This is a genomic window from Natrinema sp. CRL1 (genome assembly GCF_059162405.1).
The window spans coordinates 839,472-866,243 of sequence record NZ_JBLVOY010000001.1 but is presented as its reverse complement, the minus strand read 5'-3'; the positions used below and the strand labels follow the sequence as shown (position 1 = coordinate 866,243).

Here is a 26,772-nt window from a genome sequence, read left to right as displayed (position 1 = left end):
TTCCGAGCGGTACGACTCACCGCTTGTTCGGCCGTTTCCGACCGATGCTGCCACAATTTTTATGATAGAACCGAGTGATGGATAAGACGAATGGAAGACGAGGGTGGGGCAGTCGTGTCGGACCGTGCGACGTTCGCGCGGACCCTCGACGCGCTCAAAGAGGAGGGGAGCAACGTTTTGCTCGTCGGGGCGTCGACGGGGACACACGAGCGGGTCTGTCGACGGCTGCTCGGCGGGACGAACCGGGACACACGGTATCGACTGTTTGTCACCACCGAAGACGATCGCGTCGCCTGTGAGAACGCCGACAGCGACGGAGCCGAACGGGTCCGCACGATCGACTCGAGGGCGGTGCTTGAACCCGGAGCGGAACCGGCGGGGGGTGAGGGGGCGTCGCTCGGAGCGCTTGGGATCGAAATTATCGAGACGATTAACGAATTCGACGACGACGCCGACGGGCTCGAGCCGTCGGCGCTTCGGGTCTGTGTCGGTTCGCTCGTGCCGCTGCTCCAGGAGTACGACGCCGAGACGGTGTTTCGCCTGCTGCACGTGCTGACCGCACGGGTCGATCGGTCCAGCGGGATGGGCCACTATCACGTGCCGCTCGCGCCGGACCACGACGCCGTCGCACTTTTCGAACCGCTGTTCGACGCGGTCGTCACGGTTCGATCCCGACAGGGGACCGACGAACAGCGGTGGCACCTCCGGGAAGCGGACACGACCACCGATTGGCTTGAGTTGTAGGGTGGCCCGGTTGCGGTTCGAATTGTTGTAACATATCGGACAGATACTTGATCGTGTATATCAGGTGGGATCCGGGGGAAGCGAATAGAGCGGCGCGTTCGTCGGTCTCCGGCCGATCTCACTCCAGTGTTATCGGTGTTACGGCACAAGGTCTATATATCGAACGACCTATCGGTTCAAAGAGTAGCATACATGGTCGAAGCTAGTACTGAGCTTCTCGGTGGAGCCGCCGTTACCGTTTTCCTCGCACTCTTGTTCTTCGGCGTCGTCGTTCTCTGGGACGTGGCCCTCGCTCTGCGGAGCGTCGGCGACAAGATCGACAAACTCGAGGACAATATCGACGACGATCTGACGGATATCGCCCACAGCTTGGATGGCATGTCGAACGGCCCCGGCGGTGGTGGCGGGACCCAACTCCATCTGAGCGGCGGGACGATCAGCTCCGGCCCGGGCGCGAACCAGCCCCAGCAGGCACAACACGCCCAACAGGCGGGACAGCAACAGGCAGCGGGACCACAGCAGGCGGCTCCCGGCCGACAGGACGGGCCGAACGCCGGACCGCAGCCCGCGTCCCATCCCCAGTATCAGCAACAATCGGAAGCGGCCCGGCGGGAGTCCGAATCGGAGGCGGAGCCGGCCGCAGACGATCCGGCCGCTGATTCGGCAGCCGCTGAGCCGACAGAAGTGGACGCAGACGATGACGAAACCGGCGATGAGAGTCCACAACTGGATGACGAACCGGAGCGCGAGCAGCCAAACGAAGGGCCAGCAGCCGAGGAATCCGATGCTCCGGAAGAGCCGGCCGAACAGCCACACGCCGAACGCAATCGCGGCCGATTCATCACCTCACCCGATCGAACGGCGTGGTACGCCACGCCGCTCGACCACGAGGCGATCGACGCGGCCCGCCCGACGATCGCCGGCGCCCTCCCGGACGGCTCGGAGTCGGAATCCGACGACGCCGGCGTGATTGCTGCGGGTCCGGGCGACGCGAACGAGGCGGCTGCGAGCGACGAGAACGACGCCGTGGCGACGCCGATGCCGGGCGCAGCGCCGCCGGCAGACGAGACTACAGCTGACCCCTTCGAAGAAGCGGACTCCGCGGACGACGACGCTGATGCGCTCGAGGAGGGCGACGAAAGCGAGGCCGAAGACGGCGATGGAAGCGACGCTGCAAACGCTGACGAAAGCGAGGCTGAGCCCGAGACCGCGGACGATCCTGACGCCGGACTCGAGGCGGACGAATCGGCGGAGGCGGCCACCGACGAAATCCCGCAATCGCCCGACGAGATCGACGTGCTATCGTTCGAGGACGGAGATGAAGCGGACGAGGCCGATAGCGAGGACGAAACCGGCGGTGAGGAAGGAGCCGCCGAGGCAGACGCTCGCACAGACGTTCCTGATCTCGTCGATGACTCGAGCGAAACTGAACTCGCGGCCGCCGAGTCCGACACCGGTGCCGATGCGGACGACGAGTCCGACACCGACACTGGACCCGATGCGGGTGACGAGTCCGACCTCGAGACGGCTGGAGACGAACCCGAACCCGCTGGGGCCGACGGGGAATCCGAGACCGACGACGCCGACGAACCGCCTGGAGACGCGCTCTCCGGGTTCGAATTCGACGACGAGGAGTTCAAATCCGAGGAGGAAGACGTGACCGTCGAGGAGGCCGTCGACACGATGAACGAGGACGCCCCGGCACCGGAGCTCTCGAGCCACCGATTCGACGTCACGGCGGAGGAGACCGACGACGGAAGCGCGGTGCTGACCTTCGAGTTCGACGCCGAGACCGTCGACATCACCGGGTCGACCGAACGGCTGCTCCAGTACCAGATGCGCAGCTTCGCGGATCAGGCGTCGACGCCGGACGGCGAGGTCACCATCGGTCGGGACCGGATCGTCATCGAGATTCCCGATTCGGACGGGGCCGCGATCCAGCAGTGGGGCGAAGCCGCGGTCAGCATTATCGATCGGACGCTGTATCTCTCCGACAACAGCAACTGACGGCTGCAGTCGCCTCCGCGTCCGATCCAAGCGTTTTTACCTGCGCCGTGCACCCGAACAGGTGTGCGAATCGAGAACAGTTTCATTCCCGTTCACGGGGTCGGAGAGGCCACCGAACGACGCCTCTGGGAGAACGGTATCACCCACTGGGACGAGTTCGACGGCAGCGTCGTCGGCGCGACGCTTTCCGACCGCATCGAGACGTTCATCGACGAGGGCCGGACCCACTTGGACCGCGGCGACGTGTCCGTCTTCGCGGAGGCGCTGCCGGCCGCGAGCCGCTGGCGGTGCTACGAGAACGTCCGCGAGGAGACGTGTTTTCTGGACATCGAGACGACCGGACTCGACGCTTCCTGTAACGACGTGACGACCGTGAGCCTCCACCGCGGCGGCGAGACGAAAACGTTCGTCAAGGACCGCGATCTCACGAGCGACCGCCTCGAGCGAGAACTCGAGGACGCGGCGCTGCTCGCCACCTTCAACGGTCAGCGGTTCGACATCCCCTTCCTCGAGACGTGTTTCGACGTCGACGTCGACGTGCCCCACGTCGATCTGATGTACCCCTGCAAGAAGGTCGGCCTCGACGGCGGACTGAAGGCGATCGAACGCGATCTCGGCATCGACCGGGACATGCCGGACATCAGCGGCCGCGACGCCGTCCGCCTCTGGCACGAGTACGAAGCCGGCGACGAGAGCTCACTCGAGACGCTGATCGAGTACAACCGCGCGGACACCCGCAACATGGAGCCGCTGATGGAGATCGTCACGGACCGGCTTCACGAGAACGTGTTCGAGGCGGCGGTGGCCGACAACTGAGTGCGTTTTCTTCTCGATGACTGCCGTTGATGCCCGCCGCTCCGCTCACCGCTCCGGCTGAACTGCATGCAGGCGACTATCGCCACGAGATACCCTTTCACTCCGTGAGAGTGGCTGTCTTGACCTCGTTCTGACGCGGCTTACTCGAGCGGAGAAACGTCGACATCGCCCTCGCTCGTGACGACGACGTGATAGCCACAGAAGGGGAATTCGACGCGGCCGGTCGGCCGGTCCCGTCCGTTTTCCCGGGCTGCAAAGAGCGCGTCGAGCGCTTCGGGATTGATGACATCGTAGAGAGCGTCGTACTCGGGTGGCTCGAGTTCTACGGGGTCGATACCTTCCTGTTCGGCGACGGCAGCGATAACGTCGAAACTGATAGACTGCTCGGCTGAGGCTTCCGACCGATCGACTGAGAGTAGCATTGACCGGACTCTTTCTTCGATCCAATATAAATCCTCTGCCCCAACACCGAAGTTAGTTACCAATTCTGGTTGTGATCGGACACATCTGAACATTGTTGTATTTTTTCGGGCCCAATTATATACTGATCCTATGTCAGTCACGCCTTCTAAAATGGTTCAGGGACCCATGGCTATCGCACAAGCACTGGTTGTAGCCGCTAGTACGACCGTTCACGGTGACTCGAGTTGGGTATCAAACCCCGTTACATGTTCGGGGGGAGCTACTGGGCGATCCGGGCCATACCCCGTCGTACGATGAATCCCTTCTCGAGCGGACGATCGGCGGACGCCGACGGCGATGGTAGCTTCGACGAACCGGGGGCGTTCGTCCCGGATCACCTACCGGACCCGGGGCCGTTCCTCGAGGGCCACGACGTGCTCGCGGGCGAGGCACACGTCGCCTTCCACGACATCACGCGGGACCTGTTCGAAGAGCGGGGCGTCTACGACGCGACGTTCGGCTACAATCTGGCGCGGCTCAACCTCGACCGGCGACACCCCGAGGCGGGCTACCGGTACGCGGTCGACGCCGACGACCCGACCGTCCTCCGGGCGGAGTTCAGTCCGACGACGGAGTTTTGCCCGCAGGCGGACGCGCTCGTCAAGGGCTCGTTTCGCGCGTGGCACGGCCTGAGCGAGTGCCACGAGTACGACCTCGTGCGCGTTCGCGTGCGGCCGTCTCACCACCAGTCCGACTCGCTCAACGAGACCCTCGAGTCCCTCGAATCGCAGTACCGCGAGTCCGGCGAGGTTCCGTCGGAGCCGAACCGGGAAGCGCCGAGTACCGGAGCGGCCGATCGGGGCGGAGAGGACGACGGTTCGACCGTCCAATCGCCGTTCTGACCGGCGATGGCGACGGGGTCTGCAAACGCGGCCGCGACCGTCACGCGCTGGTCGCGTGCGTTCGTCGCGGTCGGCATCGGCTTCTTTCTCGCGTGGCAGGTCGCCGTCGCCGCGGGCGCGTCGCGGGCGGCGACCGTGCCGCTCGGCGTGTTCGGCTTCGTTCTGCACGTCGTCTTCGGGAAGGCGTACGCGCTCGTTCCGTCGTACTTCGCGCGCGAACTGGCCGTTCCGCACGCGCCCGCGGTCCACCTTCCGCTCGCGCTGACCGGTGCGATCGCCGCGTTCGCGGCCAGTGTCGGCATCGGCCCGCCAGTAGTTGCGCTCGCGGGCGCGGTAAGCTGGCTCCTCGGCAGTCTCGTCTTTGTCGCGACGCTGTGCTGGACCGTCCGGACCAACCTCGCGGGTCGGGAAACCGGCACCGGAACGACCGATTCCCACCGCGAGCCCGTCGACCGACTCGCAAACGCCGCCGTCCCCGTCGTCCTCGCGTTCCTGCTCGTCGCCTCAGCGTTCCCCGTCGCGAGCGAACTCGGCCTCGAGCCGCCGATCCTCGCGGCGACCGGGCCGGCGGCGACCCACATGCTCGCGGCCGGGACGGCGGCCCTGTTGGTGTTCGCGATCGGATTCCGGTTGTTGCCGCGGCTGCTGGTCGCGTCCGTCGCGCGGCCGCTGGTCGCGATCGTCCTCCTCGCCGGCATCACCGGCCCCGTGCTGCTCGCGGCCGACTTCCGCGGCGGCTCGCTGTTTCGCGTCGGGGCCGGCCTTCAGGCGACCGCACTCGTCGGATTCGCCGTCGCCGTGGCAACGCTCGCCCGCCGGAGCGACCGCCGCCGCGTCGGCGATCGGGCGATCCTCGCCGCCGCTGGCTGCGGCGCATTGGTCGCCATACTGGGACTCGCCTTCGCGTTCGCGCCCGCTGCGAGCCCGGCGACCGCGTTCGACGCCCACTACCGGCTCGCCGTCGGCGGGTTCCTCGGGTTGACCATCGTCGGCGTCACCTTCCGCTTCTACCCGCCGGCCATCGCCTCCGCTCCCGGAATCGGCGACCGGACTGCGAAGGCGTCGGTCACGGCGTTGGTCGTCGGGCTAGGGCTCGAGGTCGGGGGGCTACTCGTATCGGTGCCGTCGCTGGTCGCGCCCGGTCGCTGGCTGTCGGTCCTCGGCGCGGCCTGCTACGCCGCGGTGTGCTGGACGATCCTGCTCGAGCGAGCGGGCTAAGGCGAGGACGGGCGGTCTTATTCCGCTCGCGCCTCGAGCCAGCGGACCGCGGGCGTCGCGGTGATGCCGTGGACGATGATCGAGATGAGGACGACCGCCCCGACGGTGGCCCACAGGAGATCCGCATCGGGGAACGCCGCTTGGTTCAGGCCGTATGCGAGGTAGTAGAACGAGCCGATCCCGCGCACGCCGAAGAAGGCGATCGTCGCCCGTTCGGCGGGGTCGCGGTCGAAGCCGAGGAATCCGATCAGCCCCGCGAGGGGCCGGACGAGGAAGACGATCGCGACCGCTGCGGCGATCGCTTCGAGGGTCAGCGGCTCGAGGAGGCCGCCGACGATCGCGCCGCCGAAAAAGAGCATGATCAGCGCCATCATCACCTGTTCGGCGAACTCGCTGACCTCGTGGAGCGATCGGTTGTAGTCGTGTGAGCGCTCGTAGTGGCGGACCATCAGCGCGGCGACGAAGACCGCGATGAAGCCGTAGCCGCCGACGAGTTCGGTCGCCCCGTAGACGAGCAGGGTGCCGGCGATCGCCTCGAGCCCTCGGACCGACTCCGCGACAGGGGTATCGGGCTCCGTCGCGAAGACGAGCCGTGCGGTCAGATACCCGAGGACGACACCAGCGATCACGCCGACGACGATCCGGTAGCCGACGTCGATGAGGAGCCACTCGCCGACCCAGTTGCCGGGCGCAAGTCCGACGAGGGCGATCGCGATCGCCAGGTTCGTAAACGGGAACGCGAGCCCGTCGTTCAGTCCCGCCTCGGAGGTGAGCGCGAACCGGACCTCGTCTTCCATCCCCGCCTTCTCGTCGGCCGACTCCGCCTCGGTCCCCATCCCGGGCCCGCGGACCTGAACCTCGGAGGCCAACACGGGATCGGTCGGGGCGATACAGGCACCAAGCAGCACCGCGGTCGGAATCACGAGCCCGGTCCACCACCCGAGCAGCGCCGCGCCGGCGATCGACAGCGGCATGGTGATCGTGAGCAGCCGCCACGTCGACACCCACGCGCGCAGTCCCGGCACGCGGTCGATCTTCAGCCCGACGCCCATCAGGGCGATGATGACCCCCAGTTCCGCGAGATGTTCCGTCGTCGTCCCCTGCTCGAGCGGGTCGGGCGCGGGGAGGCCGATCGGCAGTCCGAAGGCGAGCATCCCGAAGGCGACGAAGAAGATCGGCAGCGAGATCGCTCGATCGGAGACGAACCGGGGGAGCACGGCGACGCCGAACAGTCCGACACCGATCACGACCAACCCGACGTTGTACAGCTCGAGGGCCATCTGGGGCAGTCCACCCTACGGGAAATCGCCCCTTCATCCCAATGCAGGCGTTTGCAGAACGAACCCATTTGCGCCGGGAGAGCAACCCCGTATCCATGGTTCGGAACGCGGGAGATGGACGCGAGACTTCGACGCGGCGGCGGTTCCTCCAGGCCGGGTCCGTCGTCGCGGCCGTCGGGCTCGCCGGCTGCATCGAGGAGATGGGCACGGAGTTCCCACAGAACACGAAGTGGCCGGTCTCGGAGTACGTCCCCGACCTCCCCGTCGCGGAGCGGACGGACATCCTCGAGGACCGAATCACGGAACTCGCGGAGAGCGATATCACCGATCCCGAGGGGCTCACGTCGACGCTCGAGGAGTACGATATGACCGTCGAGTCGATCGAACGTGACCGGGACGTGCTCGCGCTCGAGTACGTCAATACGGATCGGGACGACGAAGGGAACGTCCACGACATCGCCCTGATCGCGGGCGGCTACGCGGCGCTGCTCGACGCCGGCTACGACGCCGTCGCGCTGGGAGCGACGATTCTTGACGACGCGCCCGCCTCGTACGGTTCGGCGACGGTCGAGACCACCCACGCGGCGGAGTACAACGCGGGCGAACTGACGGCCGCGGAGTACGGCGAACTGGTCGTCTCGACGATCGAATCCCAGCGGTACGAGCCGGAGGTCGGTGTCTCGCCGGAGGAGTAGGAGCGGCCCACCCCGCGATGGTCGCTCTCGGTCACTGATCGGGCGACACGTCTACGTCGGGTTCGCCGCCCCCCGCTGCAGCGGGGTCGTCGCTCGACTCGAGCGCGCTTGCGAGAACGCCGCTGATTCCCTCGGGACCGTGTCGGTGGATCGTCAGCAGCATGTTCGCGACGAAGAGGCAGACGCCGAGGGTCGCGAGGACGCTGCTCGCGGTGACCGCGATGGCCGGGAGCCCGACCAGTGGAGCCGCCGAGAGACCGCCGAAGCCGACGAGCGTGATCCAGAAGTCCGCCCGCTCGAGGCGGTCGTCGTAGAGATCGTCGATCATCGGCACCTGCTCGAAGCCGAGCCGGTCGCTGTAGCGCTCGATCCAGATGATGAAGGGGACGATATGGTAGAGCGAGCCGATGACGACGAAGCCGAAGACCCCGAAGAGCAGGAGTTGCCGCGCGTCGGGGTGGCCAAACAGCGACCCGTAGGCAGTCGGCTCGGCCCACCACGTCGGCGCGGCGAGGGCGATCCACGCAGCAAGTGCCGCCGCGACGACCCAGTAGCGGGCGAGCATCGGTGATCGATCGACCGTCGCGCCGGCGAGCAGTCGGCCGATGACGATTACGAACGCGGCGAGCCCGAGGAGGAACGCGACCGCACCGACACGAGCAAGCGCCTCGAGCGCAAGTGCCCGTCCCAGCACGAGCGCGACGAGCCCGGCGGGGAAACACAGCTGCTCGAGGGTCAGCAGGCGCTGGCTGTGCCGGTCGGGCTCGGCTTGGGTAAACATCTTCGCGAGCTGGAAGAGTGCACCGACGACGGTCGCGAGCAGGGCTCCGAACAGGGCCAGCGTCGCGTGGGAGAGGTGGACCTCGAATCGGGTGACTGCGAGCGAATCGAACACGGGCGTCGTGAAGTCGACCGCCAGCAGCGCGCCGAGCGGTGCGACGAGGGAGAACGATGCGAGCGCGACCGCGAAGTGTCGCTCCGTGAAATCCAACGGGCGCGCACGGGCGAGGGTCCGCCCGACGTTGTAGACGAACAGCCAGATCCCCGCGAGCAAGAGCGCGCCGCCGACCGGCAGCCACTCGAGAGCGCCCGCGAGCAGCGCCGCTGCGAAGGCGGTCAGTCCGGCAGTGACGAGCCACAACTGGGCGATCGCCAGCCGCTTCGAGTGAATCGTCACGCCGGACCAGACGGGGACGAACTGCGTCATCGCGCCCATGATCGTCACGGCGATCCAGCCCACGAGCAACGCGTGGAGATGCGCCAGACTCGAGCGTCCGGGAAGCGTTCCGACGGCCATCGCCGTGCCGCCGCCGACCCCGACGACGAGGAATCCCAGCGCGAGCACGAAATGGCCCAACGGGATCGCCATCGGCGGCTGCTGGTCGGTCCGCAACCCGCCCGGTATTCCGTTCATGTCTCGCAGTTCGGCCCGCACGGCCGTGCCGTTCGTCCCGAACACGTTCGGAACTGAGGGTTTGCCGACTCGTCACGTACCGTCGACCGAACCATGGATCCCAATCGAGCCGCGACCGCCGCCGAGGAGCAAGCGGGCGGGACCGCCGTCGATCGACCGTCGGCCTCGCCGACCGACCGAGACGCCGCCACGACGACCGTCACCGTCCGCTGTACCGGCCACGTCCGCGACGCCGTCGGCACCCACGAACTCGAGTTCACCTTCGAGGGCGACCGCCTCCGAGATTTCCTCGAGTCGTTCTTCGAGGAGTACGACCTCGAAGACATGCTCATCGCCGAGACGGAAGCCGACGCGACTCACAGCGGGTGGGCACCGGTGCCCGACGACCTGCCCGGCACATGGCGCAAGAACCCCGAAGGAGAACAGACGCGGCCGTACGCGCGAGTCTGCATCAACGGCCGGTTCAACGAACACCGCGGCGGATTCGAGGCGGAACTCACCGAGGGCGACCGCGTCGCACTGATCTATCCGTTCATGTTCTGTTGCTGAACGGAGAGCGGTGCGGCCGATCGCCGAGGCCGACGATCGAACCCGGGCGGACAGCCGAATTCGTTCGCCTCAGGTCTTACGCTCGTTCGAGACCGAGTGACGACCATGACCGAAGACGTCTCCGGCGTCGAACCCGTCACGCGCAGCGAGCACGAGGCTTCGTGGTCGGCGAACCTCGAGGGCCCCGAACACGCGATGGATCGGGACCTGATCGTCGAGCAGGCGAAAGACGCGATCGAGGCGACGAGCGCCGGCTACCACGTCAACCTCGTCACCCACGGCGACCACGGGCACCCCGAGACGTATCTCTGGGACGAACTCGAGGCCACATTCGACGGGATTCGACTCGAGTACGTCGATCGGTGTGGCTGTGGCGGACACGTCACCCGCGTCCACGTCGGCGACGAGTGACCGGTCGGCCATCGCAGCGAAATCAGCAGACAGCCCGCGATCCCTTGCAATGGTCAGGCGGAGCGATATTTGATCGCGGTTGCTACAACCGATGATGAGTACTCGAGCGACCACGATCGACGAACCCGTCACCTGCCGGATCTGTGGCACCGAAAACGAACACTGCTACACCTACTGCCGGCACTGTCTCGGCCAGCTTCCGGCGAGACCCGACTCCCGGCGTTGAGTTACTCGCGGTCGCCCGAATCGGAGCACAGTGCCGTCCGTTCCGAAACTGAGGGTCTTCATACGGTTTACTGTAAGTCATTTTCGGCGCAACCGCGACCCGGGCGGCGGTTGCGCCGGTAGATCGGTACAGCAATCCGTATCAGTCCGCCGCACCGCCGGCGACCGGTCCCATTCCCGGTTCCTCACCGGACACCTCGTCGTCGGTGAGGTAACACTGCGGATCGGGGGCGAAGAGATCGCCCGTCGTGGCGAGCGCCCGCAGCCGCGACGCGCCGCGACAGATCGACTGGTACTGACAGTCCGCACACTTGCCTTTCAGCCGTTCCTCGCGGTTCCGCAGCGCCTCGAGCAGCGGGTTCGATTCGTCGCTCCAGATCTCGCCGAACGGGCGGTCGCGGACGTTGCCCAGACTGTACCCCTGCCAGAACTGCGTCGGATGGACGTTGCCCTGATAGTCCACGTCCGCGATCCGCTCGCCCGTCGGGTCGCCGCCGTTTCGCTCGAGGTGCTCGTAGACCGCCCGCGCCTTCGCCTCGCCGAAGTTCTCGCGGGCGTACTCCACGAGGAACGCGGCGTCGGCGTAGTTGCCCACCAGCAGCGTCTCGATCTCCTCGCCGCGGTCGTGGTACTCGAGGGTGAGATCGGCGACCTGCTCGATCGCCTCGCGTTTTGCCTGCGGCGAGAGGTCTGCGTCGACGATCTCGGCCCCGCGGCCGCCGTAATCGAGGTGATAGAAACAGAACCGGTCGAGACCCTTGTCGACCAGTAGCTCGACGACCCCCTCGAGGTCCGGCGCGTTCGCCTCGGTGATCGTGTACCGCAGCCCGGTCTTGAGCCCGGCCTCGAGACAGTTTTCGATGCCGCGGACGGCGGCGTCGAACGCGCCCTCCTCGCCGCGGAATCGGTCGTTTCGTTCGGGGAGGCCGTCGACCGAGATGCCGGCGTACTGCAGCCCGGCGTCGCGAAGCGCCGCGGCTTTCTCGGGAGTGAGCAGGGTGCCGTTCGAGGAGAGGACCGGCCGGAGCCCGCGGTCTGCGGCGTAGGAGACGAGTTCGACCAGATCGTCGCGGACGAGCGGTTCGCCGCCTGAAAAGAGGATGACGGGCGCGCCGAAGGCCGCCAGCTGGTCGAGGAACGACTTCGCTTCGGCGGTCGTGAACTCGCCGGTCGCGGGCTCGGTCTCGGCCCCGGCATAGCAGTGCGAGCAGTAGAGGTTACACCGGCGGGTCGTGTTCCAGACGACGACCGGCCGCTGCTGTTTCTCCTCGGTAATCTGGGGCTTTTCGGACTCGTCGGCCGCGTCGTAGCGCAGGCCGTCGCCCTCGGCGTCGAGATCGCAGAGCAGTTTGCTGATCGAGATCACAGGCTGTTCACCTCGGAGGCACCCGCAGTTTCCTTGTAGACGCGCGGTTCATCGCTCTCGTCGCCCTCGCCGCCGTCATTGTCGCTGCTGGACTCGTCGGGGCGATCCGCGGCGTCGTCCGCGAGGCCGCGCGTCGAGTACCGTTCGACCTCCTCGGCCGGGCAGAGCCAAACGTCGGCTGCGTACCAGCCGAACAACCGGGACGCGTGTTCGTGCGCTTCGGTCCCGCTGGCGGCGGCGACGCTGCCGACGTGGCGCATCGGGTCGCCGTCCTCCTCCCGGACGAAGACCTCCCACTGCCGAGTCGGGTTCCCTCGTTCGTCGCTTTCGACCGCCGACCGGCGTGCTTTCTCGACCATATCGGGACCTTCGGGACGAGAGCCAAGGTCGTTGTGCGACCTCCCAGCCCGCGGGAACACCGGCCGGTATCGGCGAACATCTTCCCGTCTTCCCGAGCCGCGGGAACGAGAGGGGCGCTTTCGGTCGCCCGAGACCCAGCTGCCGGTATGCGCCCCGGCACTCTCGATACGTCCGAGCGACCGTTCGTCCTCATCTGGGAGCTCACGCAGGCCTGCGGACTCGCCTGCGATCACTGCCGCGCCGACGCCAAGCCCCAGCGCCACCCCGACGAGCTCTCGACGGCCGAAGGAAAGGAACTGCTCGAGCAAGCCGCCGAGTTCGGCGACGGCCAACTGGTCGTCCTCTCGGGCGGCGACCCGCTCGTCCGCGACGACGTCGCGGAGCTGATCTCCCACGGCGACGACCTCGGGCTTCGGATGACGATCACGCCCAGCGGGACGGGTTCGCTGACCGCCGATCGAATCCAAGCGATGGCCGACGCGGGGCTCAAGCGGATGGCGGTGAGCCTCGACGGTGCCTCGCCGGAGAGCCACGATGCCTTCCGCGGCGAGGATGGTAGCTTCGAGGAGACGATCCGCGCCGTCGAGGACGCCCGCGAGGTCGGCGTTCCCGTCCAGGTAAACACCACCGTCTGTCGCCAGACGGTTTCCGAACTCCCCGAAATCCGAGAGCTACTGACCGAGATCGGCGCGGTCATGTGGAGCGTCTTCTTCCTCGTGCCGATCGGGCGCGGACGGGTCCTCGAGCCGCTCGAGCCCGAACGAGCCGATGCGGTCATGGAGTGGCTGGCCGAGGTCAGCGACGAGGAACCGTTCGGCGTCAAGACGACCGAAGCGCCCCAGTACCGGCGGGTCGCGATGCAGCGCCAGCAACGGCAAGCGGACGCCGACGCGGACGACGGCGACGGGACACCGGCCCCCGATATCAAGCGCCGGACCGGCATCGTCGCGGGCGACGGCTTCGGGTTCGTCAGCCACACGGGAGAGGTGTTCCCCTCCGGATTCCTGCCCGAATCGGCCGGCAACGTCCGCGACCGGCCGGTCACCGAACTCTATCGGGACTCCGACCTGTTCCAGTCGCTTCGGGATCGCGACCAGCTCTCGGGGAAGTGCGGTGCCTGTCGGTATCGCACCGTCTGCGGCGGCAGTCGCTCTCGGGCGTTCGCCCACACCGGCGACCCGCTGGCGAGCGATCCGCTCTGTCCTTACGTACCCGAGGAATACGATGGGCCGCTGCCGTGGGACGACGCCGGCGGCGAGACGCGTAGCGCCTCGAGTGGCGACTGACGGCGCTCGCTCTCAGAGACGACCTTCGAGAAAAACGACTCGAGCGGCGTCCGAGACCGTCTGGCTGTCGAATAGCCGAACGGGAACGCGGGGGCGACCCCGCACGGTCTCGAGCGCCGTCGACGATAGCTCGGTGGAGCCGCCGCATCGAGACGCCGGTGTCGGACCGGTCCTCGAGTGCACGCGCCCCCGTGGCAGGATGTATGGATGGTGGTCGTGGTCGCGAGGCAATCGTCCATCGACCGCTCGCAGGGTTCGGACCGGTGGCGCGTGCGATTACGCAACGGACCGGAACCGCCTTCGGCGTTCTCCCGAAGACGTTCGCCGGCGACTGTGTGGCCGTCGTGTCGCGCCGGGCGTTACTCGAGGACGACCAGCACGTCGCCCATGTCGACGCTTTCGCCTTCCTCGACGGCGATCTGCGTGACGGTGCCGCCCTTCGAGGCGACGATGTCGTTTTCCATCTTCATAGCCTCGAGGACGACCAGCACGTCGCCGGCCGCGACCTCGTCTCCCTCCTCGACCTTGACATCGAGGATCGTCCCCTGCATCTCGGCGTCGACGGTCTCGCCCTCGCCCTCGAGTTCGGACCCGCCGCCGCTTTCTCCGCCCGCCGGCTCCGGTCGGCTCGCCTGTGCGCCGCCGGCGTCGACGTTGCCGGTGGGGATCGCTGGCGCGCCGTGTTCCTCGAGTTCGACCTCGAAGCGCTTGCCGTTGACCTCGACGGTGAACTCGCGCTCGACGGACTCCTCGTCGTCGCTCGCGCCGCCGTCGCCGGTGTCGCCGCCCCACTGCGCTTGGGCTTCCTCGATGCGGCTCTCGTCGAGTTCTTCGTCGAGATACTTCGTCGTATGCGTGCTCTGGACGAACTCCTCGTCGGTAAGCATCAGCCGGTGGAACGGGATGATCGTCGGGATCCCCGCGATCTCGTACTCCCGCAGTGCGCGCAGCGAGCGCTCGATACACTCGTCGCGGTCCTCGCCCCAGACGACGAGTTTGGCGATCATCGAGTCGTAGTCGGTGACGAGTTCGTCGCCCTGTCGCAGGGCGTCGTCGAGTCGGACGCCGACGCCGCCCGGCGGATCGTACGTCTCGAGGGTCCCGCCGGTCGCGGGCGCGAAGTCGTTGGCCGCGTTCTCGGCGTTGATCCGGAACTCCATCGCGTGGCCGTCGATGTCGACATCGTCCTGTGCGAAGTCGATCTCCTCGCCCGCGGCGACCTTGATCTGGCGCTTGACGATGTCGATCCCGGTGATCTCCTCGGTGACGGTGTGTTCGACCTGGATCCGCGTGTTGACCTCGAGGAAGTAGAAGTTCGCGTCGGGACCGAGCGGGCCGTCGCGGCCGGGTTCCTCCTCGACGAGGAACTCGACGGTGCCGGCGTTGGTGTAGTCGGCGGCGGCGACGCCCCGACGGGCAGCCTCGCCGATTTTCTCGCGGAGTTCGTCGGTCAGCGCCGCCGACGGGCCTTCCTCGATGACCTTCTGGTGGCGTCGCTGCAGCGAGCAGTCGCGTTCGCCGAGGTGGCGGACGTTGCCGTGCTGGTCGGCGACGATCTGGACCTCGATGTGGCGGGGCTTCTCGAGGTAGCGCTCGAGATACACGGAATCGTTGTCGAAGTAGGCCTCACCCTCGCGCTGAGCGCTCTCGAGTTGCTCTTCGACCTCACCTTCGTCCCAGACGACCTTCATCCCGCGGCCACCGCCGCCGCCTTCGGCCTTGATGGCGATCGGGTAGCCGTGTTTCTCGCCGAACTCTTTGACCTCCTCGGGGTCGGTGACGGGGTCCGTGGTCCCGGGGACGATCGGCACGTCGGCCTCGTTCATGATCGTGCGGGCCTTGGTCTTCTCGCCCAGCGACTCCATGGCGTCGCTGGATGGGCCGATCCACGTGATCCCCTCGGCCTCCTCGACCTTGCCCGCGAACTCGGCGTTCTCCGCGAGGAAGCCGTAGCCGGGGTGGATGGCGTCGGCATCGGCCTTCCGCGCCGCCTCGATAACGGCCTCGTGATCGAGATAGGAGTCGGCAGCGCGCGCCGGCCCCACGTTGTACGCCTCGTCCGCGTAGCGGACGTGTCCCGAGTCCGAATCGGCCTCGGAGTAGACGGCGACGGTCCCGATGTTCAGCTCCTCACACGCCCGCATGACGCGGACGGCGATTTCCCCGCGGTTTGCCACGAGAACCTTCCTAAACATTCCTGTGAGAACCGTCGTCAGGGCGCTACCTTACTTTTTCGCAACCGGTTCGGGAACGCGTCAGTTTTTGCCACACGACGGCTCGGATCGCCGCCAGTCGAGAACCGTGTCAGTCACCGCCGACTCGAGCCTCGACTGCGTCCCATGGTAGTTATGGGCAACCGTTATCCGCCGTCGACCCGTGATACGGACATGTTCGCGTTCGTACCCGGACCGTTGCAGACCCAGTCGCTGCTCGAGGACCCCCTGTTGCTCATCGGCGGAGCCGTGCTCCTCCTCGCGGTGGTCACGGTCTGGCAGATGATCGAAATCGTGGACGCCTACGACCGGGCGGCACTGACCGTCTTCGGGGAGTACCGCAAGCTGCTCGAGCCGGGACTGAACATCGTGCCGCCCTTTGTCTCCCGGATCCACACGTTCGACATGCGGACCCAGACGTTGGACGTGCCCCAACAGGAGGCCATCACGCGGGACAATTCGCCGGTTACGGCCGACGCCGTCGTCTACATCCGGGTGATGAACGCCAAGCGCGCCTTCCTCGAGGTCGACGACTACCAGCGCGCCGTCTCGAACCTGGCCCAGACGACCCTGCGGGCCGTCATCGGCGACATGGAACTCGACGACACCCTCTCGCGGCGGGAGATGATCAACGAGCGCATCCGGCAGGAACTCGACGAACCCACCGACGAGTGGGGGATCCGCGTCGAATCGGTCGAGGTCCGCGAGGTCACGCCCTCGGCGGGCGTCAAGGGCGCAATGGAGGAACAGACCTCCGCCGAGCGCCGCCGCCGCGCCATGATTCTCGAGGCCCAGGGCGAACGCCGCAGCGCCGTCGAGAAGGCCGAAGGAGACAAGCAGTCGAACATCATCCGCGCCCAGGGTGAAAAGCAGAGCCAGATCCTCGAGTCACAGGGTGATGCGATTTCGACCGTGCTGCGGGCCCGATCTGCCGAATCGATGGGCGAACGCGCGGTCATCGACAAGGGGATGGAGACGCTTTCCGAGATCGGCCAGGGCGAGTCGACGACGTTCGTCATGCCCCAGGAACTCACTTCGCTGGTCGGGCGCTACGGCAAGCACCTCTCGGGCAGCGACGTGAAGGGCAACGGCAAAGACCTCGAGAGCCTCGAGTTCGACGACGAGACGCGCGAACTGATCGGATTAGACGATATCGCCGACATCATCGGCGAGATCGACGAACAGGCCGAGATGGACGTCGAAGCGATGGAACAGCAGGCCCAGGCGATCAAGGAAGGACAGGACGTGGGCATGGACGCCGAAGAGCCGATCACCATGTCCGATACCGACGAGGAATCCGCACTCGGTTCCGATTCGGAGTAGTCTCGCCCGCCGCGAGTGGCCGACGACTCGCGGTCGATCGGCGCTCACAGCCACAGGTTGGCACCGATCGTCGCGGCCACATCGCCGACGCTTCTCTCGAAAATTCGATCTCGCGAATCGGCGAACCGAAAACAGCGTTGCCGGCGCTCAGAACCGCTTCGTGCGTCCCGCGGCCGACCACGGATCGGTCGGTGCGTCCCGAGGGACGCGGACGGTCCGGTGTTGCTGTGCCCGGACCTTGCCGCCGAACGCCCAGCGCTTCTCGTCCCACGTCTCCTCACCGTCGGCCGCCGCCGCAGCGGCCGCGAGCGCCTGATCGTGGAGGTGTGCGCCGATGGCGGCCGCGATGGCCGCGGCCTCCTCGTCGTCCGCGTCGTCGGGCAGATCGAGGTCGATGTCTGTCGGCACCGCCGCCTCGAGACCGAGCGAGCCGCCGGAATCGCCGCTCGAACCGTTGGCACTGGCGCTCTCGAGTCCCTCGCCGTCGTCGGCCGTCGGCTGTTGCTGGGAGGTCATCTGACTACAGCGGGATGTTGCCGTGTTTCTTGTCCGGGTTCGACTCGCGTTTCGTCTCGAGCATCTCGAGGTCGTCGATCAGCCGCGGGCGGGTCTCGGTGGGGACGATGACGTCGTCGAGGAAGCCCTTGTCCGTCGCGGTGTAGGGGTTGGCGAACTCCTCGCGATACTCCTCGATGAGTTCGTCGCGGAGTTCGTCGGGGTCGTCGGCTTCTGCGAGTTCCTCGCGGTAGAGGATGTTGACCGCGCCTTGGGGACCCATGACGGCGATTTCGGCGGTCGGCCACGCGTAGTTGACGTCTGCACCGAGGTTCTTCGAGGCCATCACACAGTAGGCCCCGCCGTAGGCCTTGCGCGTGATGACGGTCAGCAGCGGCACGCTCGCCTCGGCGTAGGCGTAGAGCAGTTTCGCGCCGTGGCGGATGATGCCGCGGTGTTCCTGATCGGTCCCGGGCATGTAGCCGGGGACGTCGACGAAGGTGACGATTGGGATATTAAAGGAATCGCAGAAGCGGACGAATCGCGAGCCCTTCATCGAGGCGTCGACGGTCAGCGTGCCGGCGTTGACCCGTGGCTGGTTGGCGACGAGACCGACCGAACGGCCGTCGAGGCGGCCGAAGCCGACGACGAGGTTCTGGGCGAAGTTGTCCGCGACCTCGAAGAACGAGCCCTCGTCGACGACGCTGTCGATGACGTTCGTCATGTCGTAGGGCTTTTGCGGACTCGGCGGGACGATGTCGGTCAGCGCGTCGTCGCGGCGGTCCGGATCGTCCCACGGCTCGACTCGAGGGGGGTCCTCGACGTTGTTCTGTGGCAGGTACGAGAGGAGTCGCTTGATATCGTCGAGGGCCTGTTCCTCGCTCTCGCAGGCGAACTGGGCTACGCCGGTCTTGTTGGCGTGGGTCATCGCACCGCCGAGTTCCTCGTGTGTGACCTCCTCGCCGGTGACGGTCTTGGTGACGCCGGGCCCGGTGATGTACATGTGGCTCGTGTCCTTGACCATGAAGATGAAGTCCGTGATCGCAGGGGAGTAGACCGACCCCCCGGCACACGGCCCCATGATACCCGAGATCTGTGGGATGACGCCGCTGGCCTCCTGATTCCGGCGGAAGATCTCGGTGTAGCCGGCGAGGCTCTTGACGCCCTCCTGAATGCGGGCGCCGGCGGAGTCGTTGAGCCCGATGACGGGCGCGCCGACCTCCATCGCCATGTCCATGACCTTACAGACCTTCTCGGCGAAGACCTCGCCGAGCGAGCCGCCGAAGACGGTAAAATCGTGGGCGAAGACGAACGTGGTCCGCCCGTTGACCTCCCCGTAGCCCGTGACGACGCCGTCGCCGGGAATCTTCTTTTCCTCCATCCCGAACTGGCTCGTCTGGTGGGTCCGGAGCTGGTCGAACTCCGTGAACGTCCCGTCGTCGAGGAAGTAATCGATCCGCTCGCGGGCGGTCATTTTCCCCTTGTCGTGTTGCTTCTCGATCCGCGCCTCGCCGCCGCCTTTCCGTGCCTCCTCGCGGAGTTCCTCGAGTTCGTCGATGCGGTCTTCCATCGTCATGCCGGGAACACCCCTGCTCGATTCATACGCCGTTGTGCGAGGACCAACAGGAAAAGGATTCCGTAATACCTTCACGGTTTATCACTCCTCGAGCCAACCGGTCGCATCCGATCGGGGCATCGGCCGACGATAATGTATAAGAGTATCACGGACGGACCAGTTTGGAATTTTACCAGTCTCAACAGCGAATCGTCGTCTTTAGCCGACGTTCCGCATTCGTGAAACCATGAACAGTTATATAGTGGCTGTTTCAAATCGACCAACATGGCACAACGAGAAACATGGGCCACAAGAGCAGGATTCATCCTCGCCGCGGTCGGTAGTGCGGTGGGGTTAGGTAACGTTTGGAGGTTCCCGTATCAAGTCGGTGAATACGGCGGAGCAGCGTTCCTCGTCGTATATTTGGCTTTGATCGCGGTCATCGGGTTCCCGGTGATTTTAGTCGAGTTCACTGTCGGCCGGTATACGGAACGGAATCCCGTTGGTGCCCTCAAGCAGATCGGAGAGGGTGTGTGGACGAAAATAGGGTGGGTGTTCTTCGTGGCGGGCTTCGTTATCCTGTCGTATTACAGCGTCGTGGCTGGCTGGGTCCTGCAGTACACCGCCTACGGACTGCAGGGGAACTACGCCGCAGACGGTGCGGCACAGTTCGGAGCGACCACAGGGGGAATGATGTCGATCCTCACACACGCGATTTTCATGGCGGCAGTCATCGCCGTCGTCGGATTCGGCATCCGCCAGGGAATCGAATTCTCGGTTAAACTGATGGTTCCCGCGATCATCATTCTCCTGGTCGGGCTGGCAGTCTACGCCGGCACGCTTCCGAGCGCCGGGGAGGCCTACACGTACTACCTGTCGCCGGACCTAGGCACGATCGCCGCGAACTGGACTGATATCTTACCCGCGGCCGCCGCACAGGCGTTCTTCACGCTCTCGCTTGGGATGGGTGTAATGATCACCTACGCATCCTACCTCGGTGAGGATCGGAACCTCGCCAAGGACGCCGTCATCATCGTCGGACTGGACACGGCGATCGCGTTCACCGTCGGCCTCGTCGCGTTCCCGGTCCTCTTCTCCGGCGACCTCGCCGTCGCCGACATCGTCGCAATCGGCGACGGCCCGGGCTTCATCTTCATCGCGCTCTCGCAAGCGTTTAGCAACATTCCGTTCGGCAGCGTTCTCGGGGCGGTCTTCTTCGGTACCGTCACCATCGCGGCGCTCTCGAGTGCGATCAGCATCATGGAGGTCGTCGTGTCCTACCTGATCGACGAACGCGGCGTCGATCGCGTCCCGGCGACGCTCCTCATCGGGACCGCGATCTTCCTCTTCGGCGTTCCCGTCGCGTACGACGGAAGCCTCTCGTGGCTCACGGTCTACGATGAACTCGCCAACAACATCCTGCTCATTCTGGGCGCACTGTTGTTATCGATCTACATCGGCTGGGTCGGGACCGACATCGGACTCGAGGAACTCGGCAAAGGGATTCGGAATCTCGGCGGGTGGGGAACGGCGTGGATCTGGGCCCTTCGAGTACCCGTCCTCGTCACGCTGGTCGTGATCCTCGGGCTAAACGCGATCGGAGCCTACGAGGCGATCAGCGGTATCATCGGCTGATTGGCGGGATCGTTTCGTCGATTGGACTCCGTTTTTTCAGGCCTCGCCGTACACCGGCACAGCAGCGCCGCTGGTCACCGCGGCCCCGTCGCTACAGAGGAAGGCCAGCATATCTGCGATCTCGAGCGGCTCGACCCACGAGTCGTGATCCGCGTCGGGCATCATCTCCCGGTTCATCGGCGTGTCGATGACGCTCGGCATGACGCTATTCGCCCGGACTGACCCGCTGTTTTCCTCGGCGATCGTCTCCATCAGCAGGCGGATGCCGGCCTTCGTGATCCGGTAGGGGCCGTCCTCTTCGCCGCCCTCGAGCGAGGACCGAGCGCTGATACTGACGATCGAGCCGTTCGTCTCCTGGAGGTGCGGAAGGGCGTGTTTCGAGGCCAGAAACGCCGTCTTCAGGTTGATATCGACGAGCAGTTCGAATTCCTCGAGATCGGTGTCCTCGACGTGATCGCCGCCGCGCCACGTCCCGGCGATGTTCAGCAGGTGGTCGATCCGGCCGTGGTCGTCGACGATGGATTCTATCAGCGCTGCAACGTCGCCCTCGTCGGTCAGATCCGCCTCGTAGAACGCGAAGTCGGACTCGTCGTCGGGATCGCGCTCGAGTTGGCTGTCCTCGTCGGACGGTGCGATCACGTCGACGGCACAGACGGTCGCGCCCGCCTCGAGAAACCGGTCGACGGCGGCGCTGCCGAGTGCGCCGCTCGCGCCGGTGATCACTGCGACGGTTCCGCTGAAGTCGACGTCGAACGCGGTCGTGACTGCCATACGGGGTGTTCGCGGGCCGGTCGCATCAAAGGACAGGGCCGTCGGCTCGCCAGTCACAGTCGCGTCGCGCTACGAGGATTTCGTCGGCAGCGCGGCTCGCTTGAACCAGAAGTCCGCGACTGCGTCGACCATCTCGGCGTACTCCTCGGCGCTGGTCGGTTTCGTGAGGTAGGCGTTGGCCGTGAGTTCGTAACTCTCGTGGATGTCTTCGACGGTCGCCGATCGGGTCAACACGAGCACGGGCAACCGCGCGAGCGCCGGCTCGTCGGTGAGGGTCTCGAGGAGATCGAGGCCGTCCATCCGCGGTAGATCGAGGTCGAGCAAGACGAGATCCGGAAGCGACGGCGACGAGTCGCCGCCGGTCAGACGCGAGAGCGCTTCTTCGCCGTCGTTGGCGACGTGGACTGAGATGTCGATGTCCAACCCCTCGAACGCCTCACGGAGGAACTGCACGTCCTCGGTGTCGTTCTCGACGAGGAGCACGTCGATCGGCTCGTCGCGTCGGCTGTTCATAGTAGTCTCACGACCGACACGGCAGTGACTGTCTTGTCCACTCCAGTAATCGTGTCGTCTTAGTCATGGTATTCGTTTAAGCCTACTTGCTAAGTGATTTGGAACATCGCGGCGTATCGCGCGCAGACGCGGAGAGTGCAGTCCAGCGGACGACTAAAGCCACCGGGGGTCGATGGGCAACTGAATGCGACTCATCGCGCACCGGGGCTTCGCCGCGACCGCCCCCGAGAACACGATCGGTGCCGTTCGATCGGCGGCCGACCACGCCGACGCCGTCGAGTTCGACGTGCGACGCTGTGGTTCCGGGGAACTCGTCGTCGTCCACGACGATACGATCGACCGCGTCACCGACGGCTCCGGGGCCGTCGCCGAGGCCACCGTCAGCGAACTCACCGCTCACTCGGTCCTCGAGTCCGACGAGTCGATCCCCACCCTCGACGCGATGCTCGCGGCCCTGCCGCCGACCGTCGAAGTCAACCTCGAGCTCAAAGAAACGGGTATCGCGGCCGACGTGCTCGCGGCGCTCGCGGACGCAGACCTCGATACCCGCGTCGTGACGACCTCCTTTCTCGCCGCCGAACTGCGGACGATCCGCGACCGCGATCCGAGTCAGCCGATCGGCTTGCTGGTCGACCGCCACCTCGAGACGCCGGTCACGACGGCGGTCGAACTCGACTGCGATGTCCTCGGCGCGAGTTGCTGGCGCTGTCTGGCGACGCGGATCGTGCCGCGGGCGACGGCGGTGGGACTCGAGGTCCACTCGTGGTCGATCGAACGGCAGCCGATGGCGACGTTGCTCGACCGGCGCGGCGTCGACTGCGTCTCGGCGGATCGACCGATCCGCGTCTGACCGCTCGGTACGGAGTTTCCGTTCTGCTGCGAACGGGCTCGGGAAGCCGATTGTCCGAGAGCGACGGTGGTTCGGTCGTCGACGACGAGACTATCCATTCGGGAGACGAGCGTCAGTCGCCGACGATCGTCGTGGACACCGTCCGCGTTCGCGGGCCGTCGCACTCGACGAGCAACACCGACTGCCACGTTCCCAGCGCCAACTCGCCGTTTTCGACCGGAATCGTCACGTCGGGGCCGATCAGCGACGCTCGCAGGTGTGCGTCCGCGTTCCCGTCTAATTGGTCGTGTGCGTGTCCCTCGTCGGGCACCAGATCCCGCAGGAACGACTCGAGGTCGCCCCGGAGCCGCGGTTCGTCCTCCTGGACGACGAGGCCGGCCGTCGTGTGCTCGACGAAAGCCGTACAGGTGCCCGACGCCAGATCGTCGGGAACGGCCGCGGCGATGCGATCGGTCACGTCGACGGTCGTCAGTCGGGACTCGGTTTCCACGGGAAAGCCCATGCGCGAGTCCACACCCGCGAGACTCGAGTGCGTTCCGGTCGCTACGAAAACCGTGCGACGGCCCACGCGGCGCGGTCGCGAACCGTCGGTGCCGGGTCCTCGCTCGCGAGGTCCTCGAGACGGGATTCGGCCGCATCGACGCGACCGTACCCGAGCGCGAGGCAGGCGTTCGCCCGAACCCGCGGGTGATCGTCCGCGAGCAACTCGAGGACCGGTCCGCGGACCGATTCGATCGCGGACTCGCTTTCTGCGGCGAGACGGGCGACCGCATCCGCCGCGATGGCTCGCGTATCCGGATCGGCCCGCAACAGCGGTGCGCCGAGTTCGTCACAGACCGATTCGACGGCGGCGGAATCACAGCGGGCCGCATCGCCGAGACAGCCGATCGCGGCGTGGCGCAGGGCCGCCTCGTCGTGATCGACGAGCGCAGCCGCGCGGGCGACGAACTCGAGAGAGGGCGGCGTCGTGCCGGAACGTGCCAGCCGCCCAAGCGCCCGAAGCGCCGGGAGCCCGTACTCGTCCGGGTCCGACGCCAACGCGTCGGTGAGGACCGGTACCGCGGGTTCGATCGCCGTCGGTTCCTCCCTCGAGACGTGCGCTAGCGCTTGTATCCCCCACCGATCGTAGCCGCGTCGCTCCTCGAGTACGTCGGCGATCGCCGCGGCGTGATCGGCCACGACGTCCGGCCGCTCGTCGGCGACGGCGGCGATGCATCGAAGCAGTTCTTCCGTGACGGGCTGGTCGGCTCGTTCGACGGCGACGCCGAGGATGGCCCCCGTCGACGGCGCAACGTCTGTTGGCACTTCGGCCGCCAGATCGGCGAGACAGGCGGCCACCTCGTCGTGAAAATCGATTTCGGGCCGCTCGAGCAGCGCTCGGAGCTTCGGCACCGTCGGCGCGTACGCGGCGGTCTGTCCCCGGTCGTCGATCGCGGTTCGAATTCGTTTCACCGCGGTTCGTTGTGTCGTCGGTTCCTCTGCCTCGAGTCGCGTCAGGATCGCTGGCAGATCGACTCCGGTGGCCCCCCGGCCCCGGGGCTCGACGGCCTCGCCCCCGTCCCCAGTCATCGTGTCCTGCATTGGAGATTGGCTATAAAATCGTTCTGGCCGATTGGCCCCGAACAGCCGGTCGTTCGCGCCGAATGTCGGCGAAACCGAACTCGTTCGGATCCGGAAGCGAGGAACAGGAGCCGAGTCGCCTTACGCCAGCCACTCGTCGGGCTTGGTGTCGTAGTCGACATCGTCGGCCGCGAGGTGTTCGACCTCCTCCCACGGCACGTCCTCGGTCGTCACCGTCTCGCCGTTGTACCGGATGAGCTTGCCCTGCTCTTCGGGTTCGGGCTCGCGGTTGCGGCGCTTGGCGACCTCGATGTCGTGCTCGTCGACTTCCTTGACGATCGTCAGGAGGTTCACCGGCCGCCCCCACAGCTCGAAGATCCGCTTGAGCGTTTCTTTTGCCTGCCCCAGATCGAGCATGACGCCGTTGTACTGGTGGCCGAGCAGCAGTTCGTTGGCGTTGTTGTAGTTCCCGTCGTAGACCGCGATGGTCGGCTTGCCGAAGTTGGTAAACTGCAAGAGCAGTTTCTTCTTGACGTCCTCGGCCGCGTCGCTGGCGACGTGGAACTGGCCGGTCGCCTGCGAATGCTCGTAGGTGAAGTAGTTGTTCTCCGTGATGAACTCCTGGGTCAGGAACTCGTCTAAGAAGGTCACGTCGTTGTGACTCTCTCGAACGTCGAACATCCGGTCCCAACCGGCCGTAAAGTCGACGTCCTCGAGCGCCTCCTCGACCGAGGCGTACCGAGCGTCGTCGAACAGGTAGCGGCCGATCCGCTCGAGTTCGTTCTGGGTGACCCGCGCGAGGAAGCTCCGATGCTGGCGCTTGACCAGCGAGTAGTGCCGGCGGGCCAGCCCCTCGTCGGTCAGCACCTTCCACGGGTATTTCGACACGTCGATCTCGCCCTCGCGGGCCCGCTCGAGGGCCTCGCGGTCGACCCACTCCTCAGGAACCTCCTCGAGGTCGTCGAGCGAGTCGGGCTCGATCGTCTCGATGGCTTCGGGCGGCTCGAGGGTCTCGAGGACCGCCTCGAAGTCGACGACATCGGTGAGGTTGCGCCACGAGACGCCCTCGACGCGCAGGAGGTGCTCGAGCACGTCGCGGCGGTTGGTCGTGTTCTCGACGTACTCCCAGAGTTCCATGCCGAGGCTGTAGGGGTTCAGACCGCCGGAGGCGAGCACCTTCGCCATGTGGTCGGCGTAGTTGAGGAACTCGTCGTCGCCGGCGAAGGCCTCGTCGGTCATCATCGTCGACTCCCAGTAGGCGGCCCACCCCTCGTTCATCACCTTCGTCATCTTCTGGGCGGCAAAGTAGTAGGCCTCAGCGCGCATCATGTCGAGGATGTCGCGTTGCCACTCTTCCATCTCGACGCCGCGGCCGGCCTCGTCGTCGTACTGCTTACCGTGCTCGCGGACGAACGCCAGCACGTCCTTCTGGGGCTGTTCGGGGAAGTTCCCCGTGATCTCCTCGTCCTCGAGTTTCTCGACCCACTCCTCGTTGAACACTTCGCCTTTGATCTCGTCGGAGAGTTCGAGTTCGTCTAACTTCTCCGCGAGGTCCTCGTCGATCTCCTCGGCCGGGCCGTCGACCTCGAGCCGGCGGCTGAACACCTGATGCTGGTCGATGTTGTCCTCGAGGGTCAGGCAGTGGTCGATCCACTTCTCGACGTCGGCGCGGTCGATATCGGGATCGGACATGTACTCGTCGATGGCCCGCGCGTGGCGCTCTAACATGGCCGCCGCGTTGACCTGATCCTCGTCGGCGCGCCCGCTGGTGAACATGCCGAACCAGTCGTTGTTCGCGAAGAAGTCCGAGTGGGCCTCGACGTGGGTGATGACCGCCTTCTGGTCGGCCACCGTGTTCGACTCCTGCAGGAAGGCGTGGGCCGGATTGTCGTTGTTGACGATCTCGAAGGCCTTCCCGCCGCCGTACTGGCCCTGCTTTTGTTGCTTGTCGTACTGCATCCCCCACCGCCAGTGGGGGTAGCGGCTCTGGAACCCGCCGTAGGCGATGAGTTCGTTCATCTCGTCGTAGTCGATGATCCAATACTTGACCGGGTAGGGCTCGAGTCCAAGTTTTTCTGCGAGATTCCGGGCTTCTTCGACCGGCTCCTCGAGATCACTGGCGATCGCCTGTTTGCGGAATCGGTCCGCGTTCGAATTTGACTTACTCATGAAAACCACCGGG

Annotated in this window: 26 protein-coding genes; 13 read left to right on the top strand and 13 right to left on the bottom strand. The window is 66.0% G+C overall.

All coding sequences use genetic code 11. The annotated features are described in order from the left end of the window. Positions 1-90: 90 nt before the first annotated feature. The 3 genes from ACJYUO_RS04530 (at position 91) to ACJYUO_RS04520 (ending at position 3,567) form a co-directional block, all read left to right on the top strand. Entirely contained in the window at positions 91-744 is a 654-nt protein-coding gene (locus tag ACJYUO_RS04530; protein WP_494344204.1) for a DUF7504 family protein, read from the top strand. Between the two features lie 192 nt (positions 745-936). Beyond that, complete coding sequence (locus ACJYUO_RS04525; protein WP_494344203.1) at positions 937-2,751, top strand: AAA family ATPase; 1,815 nt, start codon at positions 937-939, stop codon at positions 2,749-2,751. Between the two features lie 63 nt (positions 2,752-2,814). After that, positions 2,815-3,567 carry a ribonuclease H-like domain-containing protein gene (locus tag ACJYUO_RS04520; RefSeq protein ID WP_494344202.1) on the top strand — a complete coding sequence of 251 codons (753 nt, stop codon included), beginning with the start codon at positions 2,815-2,817 and terminating at the stop codon, positions 3,565-3,567. A 140-nt stretch (positions 3,568-3,707) separates the two neighbouring features. Here the strand turns inward: ACJYUO_RS04520 and ddfA are convergent, their stop codons facing one another. Continuing rightward, complete coding sequence (gene ddfA, locus ACJYUO_RS04515; RefSeq protein WP_494344201.1) at positions 3,708-3,989, bottom strand: DdfA family disk-determining factor; 282 nt, start codon at positions 3,987-3,989, stop codon at positions 3,708-3,710. A 246-nt stretch (positions 3,990-4,235) separates the two neighbouring features. Here ddfA and ACJYUO_RS04510 point away from each other — a divergent pair, with 246 nt between their 5' ends. Continuing rightward, positions 4,236-4,871 carry a DUF7998 family protein gene (locus ACJYUO_RS04510; protein WP_494344200.1) on the top strand — a complete coding sequence of 212 codons (636 nt, stop codon included), beginning with the start codon at positions 4,236-4,238 and terminating at the stop codon, positions 4,869-4,871. Between the two features lie 6 nt (positions 4,872-4,877). Continuing rightward, the gene (locus tag ACJYUO_RS04505; protein WP_494344199.1) at positions 4,878-6,089 is read left to right on the top strand and encodes a hypothetical protein; all 1,212 of its coding nucleotides are present in this window, start codon (positions 4,878-4,880) and stop codon (positions 6,087-6,089) included. A 17-nt stretch (positions 6,090-6,106) separates the two neighbouring features. Here ACJYUO_RS04505 and ACJYUO_RS04500 read toward each other — a convergent pair whose 3' ends face one another. After that, on the bottom strand, positions 6,107-7,369 hold the full coding sequence (locus tag ACJYUO_RS04500) for a cation:proton antiporter (RefSeq protein ID WP_494344198.1): 1,263 nt from the start codon (positions 7,367-7,369) through the stop codon (positions 6,107-6,109). Between the two features lie 95 nt (positions 7,370-7,464). On the opposite strand from ACJYUO_RS04500, the gene ACJYUO_RS04495 reads away from it, so the two are divergent. After that, entirely contained in the window at positions 7,465-8,064 is a 600-nt protein-coding gene (locus ACJYUO_RS04495) for a DUF8159 domain-containing protein (protein WP_494344197.1), read from the top strand. A 31-nt stretch (positions 8,065-8,095) separates the two neighbouring features. On the opposite strand, the gene ACJYUO_RS04490 is transcribed toward ACJYUO_RS04495, so the two are convergent. Further along, positions 8,096-9,478 carry a hypothetical protein gene (locus tag ACJYUO_RS04490; protein WP_494344196.1) on the bottom strand — a complete coding sequence of 461 codons (1,383 nt, stop codon included), beginning with the start codon at positions 9,476-9,478 and terminating at the stop codon, positions 8,096-8,098. A 93-nt stretch (positions 9,479-9,571) separates the two neighbouring features. Between ACJYUO_RS04490 and ACJYUO_RS04485 the strand changes: the two genes are divergently transcribed. The 3 genes from ACJYUO_RS04485 to ACJYUO_RS04475 all read left to right on the top strand — a co-directional run bounded on the left by ACJYUO_RS04485 (position 9,572) and on the right by ACJYUO_RS04475 (position 10,664). Further along, entirely contained in the window at positions 9,572-10,027 is a 456-nt protein-coding gene (locus ACJYUO_RS04485) for a MoaD/ThiS family protein (RefSeq protein ID WP_494344195.1), read from the top strand. A 105-nt stretch (positions 10,028-10,132) separates the two neighbouring features. Continuing rightward, positions 10,133-10,438, top strand: coding sequence for a CGCGG family putative rSAM-modified RiPP protein (locus ACJYUO_RS04480; protein WP_494344194.1), 306 nt, complete (start codon positions 10,133-10,135; stop codon positions 10,436-10,438). Between the two features lie 94 nt (positions 10,439-10,532). Beyond that, positions 10,533-10,664 carry a DUF7577 domain-containing protein gene (locus tag ACJYUO_RS04475; RefSeq protein WP_494344193.1) on the top strand — a complete coding sequence of 44 codons (132 nt, stop codon included), beginning with the start codon at positions 10,533-10,535 and terminating at the stop codon, positions 10,662-10,664. Positions 10,665-10,805: 141 nt separating this feature from the next. Here the strand turns inward: ACJYUO_RS04475 and ACJYUO_RS04470 are convergent, their stop codons facing one another. Both ACJYUO_RS04470 and ACJYUO_RS04465 read right to left on the bottom strand, forming a co-directional pair. Continuing rightward, on the bottom strand, positions 10,806-12,029 hold the full coding sequence (locus tag ACJYUO_RS04470; protein WP_494344192.1) for a TIGR04347 family pseudo-SAM/SPASM protein: 1,224 nt from the start codon (positions 12,027-12,029) through the stop codon (positions 10,806-10,808). Beyond that, positions 12,026-12,388, bottom strand: a complete 363-nt coding sequence (locus ACJYUO_RS04465; RefSeq protein WP_494344191.1) for an Htur_1727 family rSAM-partnered candidate RiPP — start codon at positions 12,386-12,388, stop codon at positions 12,026-12,028. Before ACJYUO_RS04465 ends, ACJYUO_RS04470 begins: the two co-directional genes overlap by 4 nt. A 147-nt stretch (positions 12,389-12,535) precedes the next feature. On the opposite strand from ACJYUO_RS04465, the gene ACJYUO_RS04460 reads away from it, so the two are divergent. Continuing rightward, the gene (locus tag ACJYUO_RS04460) at positions 12,536-13,675 is read left to right on the top strand and encodes a TIGR04053 family radical SAM/SPASM domain-containing protein (protein WP_494344190.1); all 1,140 of its coding nucleotides are present in this window, start codon (positions 12,536-12,538) and stop codon (positions 13,673-13,675) included. 359 nt (positions 13,676-14,034) lie between these two features. On the opposite strand, the gene ACJYUO_RS04455 is transcribed toward ACJYUO_RS04460, so the two are convergent. Continuing rightward, positions 14,035-15,870: an acetyl-CoA carboxylase biotin carboxylase subunit gene (locus ACJYUO_RS04455; protein ID WP_494344189.1), complete on the bottom strand. Its 1,836-nt coding sequence runs from the start codon at positions 15,868-15,870 to the stop codon at positions 14,035-14,037. A gap of 192 nt (positions 15,871-16,062) precedes the next feature. Between ACJYUO_RS04455 and ACJYUO_RS04450 the strand changes: the two genes are divergently transcribed. After that, complete coding sequence (locus tag ACJYUO_RS04450) at positions 16,063-17,211, top strand: SPFH domain-containing protein (protein ID WP_494344188.1); 1,149 nt, start codon at positions 16,063-16,065, stop codon at positions 17,209-17,211. Between the two features lie 147 nt (positions 17,212-17,358). Here ACJYUO_RS04450 and ACJYUO_RS04445 read toward each other — a convergent pair whose 3' ends face one another. Together ACJYUO_RS04445 and ACJYUO_RS04440 are read right to left on the bottom strand one after the other, a co-directional pair. After that, positions 17,359-17,727: a DUF8022 family protein gene (locus tag ACJYUO_RS04445; protein ID WP_494344187.1), complete on the bottom strand. Its 369-nt coding sequence runs from the start codon at positions 17,725-17,727 to the stop codon at positions 17,359-17,361. 4 nt (positions 17,728-17,731) lie between these two features. Then, entirely contained in the window at positions 17,732-19,276 is a 1,545-nt protein-coding gene (locus tag ACJYUO_RS04440) for an acyl-CoA carboxylase subunit beta (RefSeq protein ID WP_494344431.1), read from the bottom strand. Between the two features lie 270 nt (positions 19,277-19,546). Between ACJYUO_RS04440 and ACJYUO_RS04435 the strand changes: the two genes are divergently transcribed. Next, positions 19,547-20,896 carry a sodium-dependent transporter gene (locus tag ACJYUO_RS04435; RefSeq protein ID WP_494344186.1) on the top strand — a complete coding sequence of 450 codons (1,350 nt, stop codon included), beginning with the start codon at positions 19,547-19,549 and terminating at the stop codon, positions 20,894-20,896. A 36-nt stretch (positions 20,897-20,932) separates the two neighbouring features. On the opposite strand, the gene ACJYUO_RS04430 is transcribed toward ACJYUO_RS04435, so the two are convergent. Beyond that, positions 20,933-21,667, bottom strand: coding sequence for an SDR family oxidoreductase (locus tag ACJYUO_RS04430; RefSeq protein WP_494344185.1), 735 nt, complete (start codon positions 21,665-21,667; stop codon positions 20,933-20,935). A gap of 69 nt (positions 21,668-21,736) precedes the next feature. Next, a complete protein-coding gene (locus ACJYUO_RS04425; RefSeq protein WP_494344184.1) occupies positions 21,737-22,180 on the bottom strand; it encodes a response regulator in 444 nt (147 codons plus the stop codon). Between the two features lie 184 nt (positions 22,181-22,364). On the opposite strand from ACJYUO_RS04425, the gene ACJYUO_RS04420 reads away from it, so the two are divergent. Further along, complete coding sequence (locus ACJYUO_RS04420) at positions 22,365-23,030, top strand: glycerophosphodiester phosphodiesterase (protein ID WP_494344183.1); 666 nt, start codon at positions 22,365-22,367, stop codon at positions 23,028-23,030. A 112-nt stretch (positions 23,031-23,142) separates the two neighbouring features. On the opposite strand, the gene ACJYUO_RS04415 is transcribed toward ACJYUO_RS04420, so the two are convergent. The 3 genes from ACJYUO_RS04415 to ACJYUO_RS04405 all read right to left on the bottom strand — a co-directional run bounded on the left by ACJYUO_RS04415 (position 23,143) and on the right by ACJYUO_RS04405 (position 26,759). Then, positions 23,143-23,532 carry a secondary thiamine-phosphate synthase enzyme YjbQ gene (locus ACJYUO_RS04415; RefSeq protein ID WP_494344182.1) on the bottom strand — a complete coding sequence of 130 codons (390 nt, stop codon included), beginning with the start codon at positions 23,530-23,532 and terminating at the stop codon, positions 23,143-23,145. 41 nt (positions 23,533-23,573) lie between these two features. After that, the gene (locus tag ACJYUO_RS04410; protein ID WP_494344181.1) at positions 23,574-24,599 is read right to left on the bottom strand and encodes a HEAT repeat domain-containing protein; all 1,026 of its coding nucleotides are present in this window, start codon (positions 24,597-24,599) and stop codon (positions 23,574-23,576) included. A 132-nt stretch (positions 24,600-24,731) separates the two neighbouring features. Further along, entirely contained in the window at positions 24,732-26,759 is a 2,028-nt protein-coding gene (locus ACJYUO_RS04405; protein WP_494344180.1) for a SpoVR family protein, read from the bottom strand. Positions 26,760-26,772 lie beyond the last annotated feature (13 nt).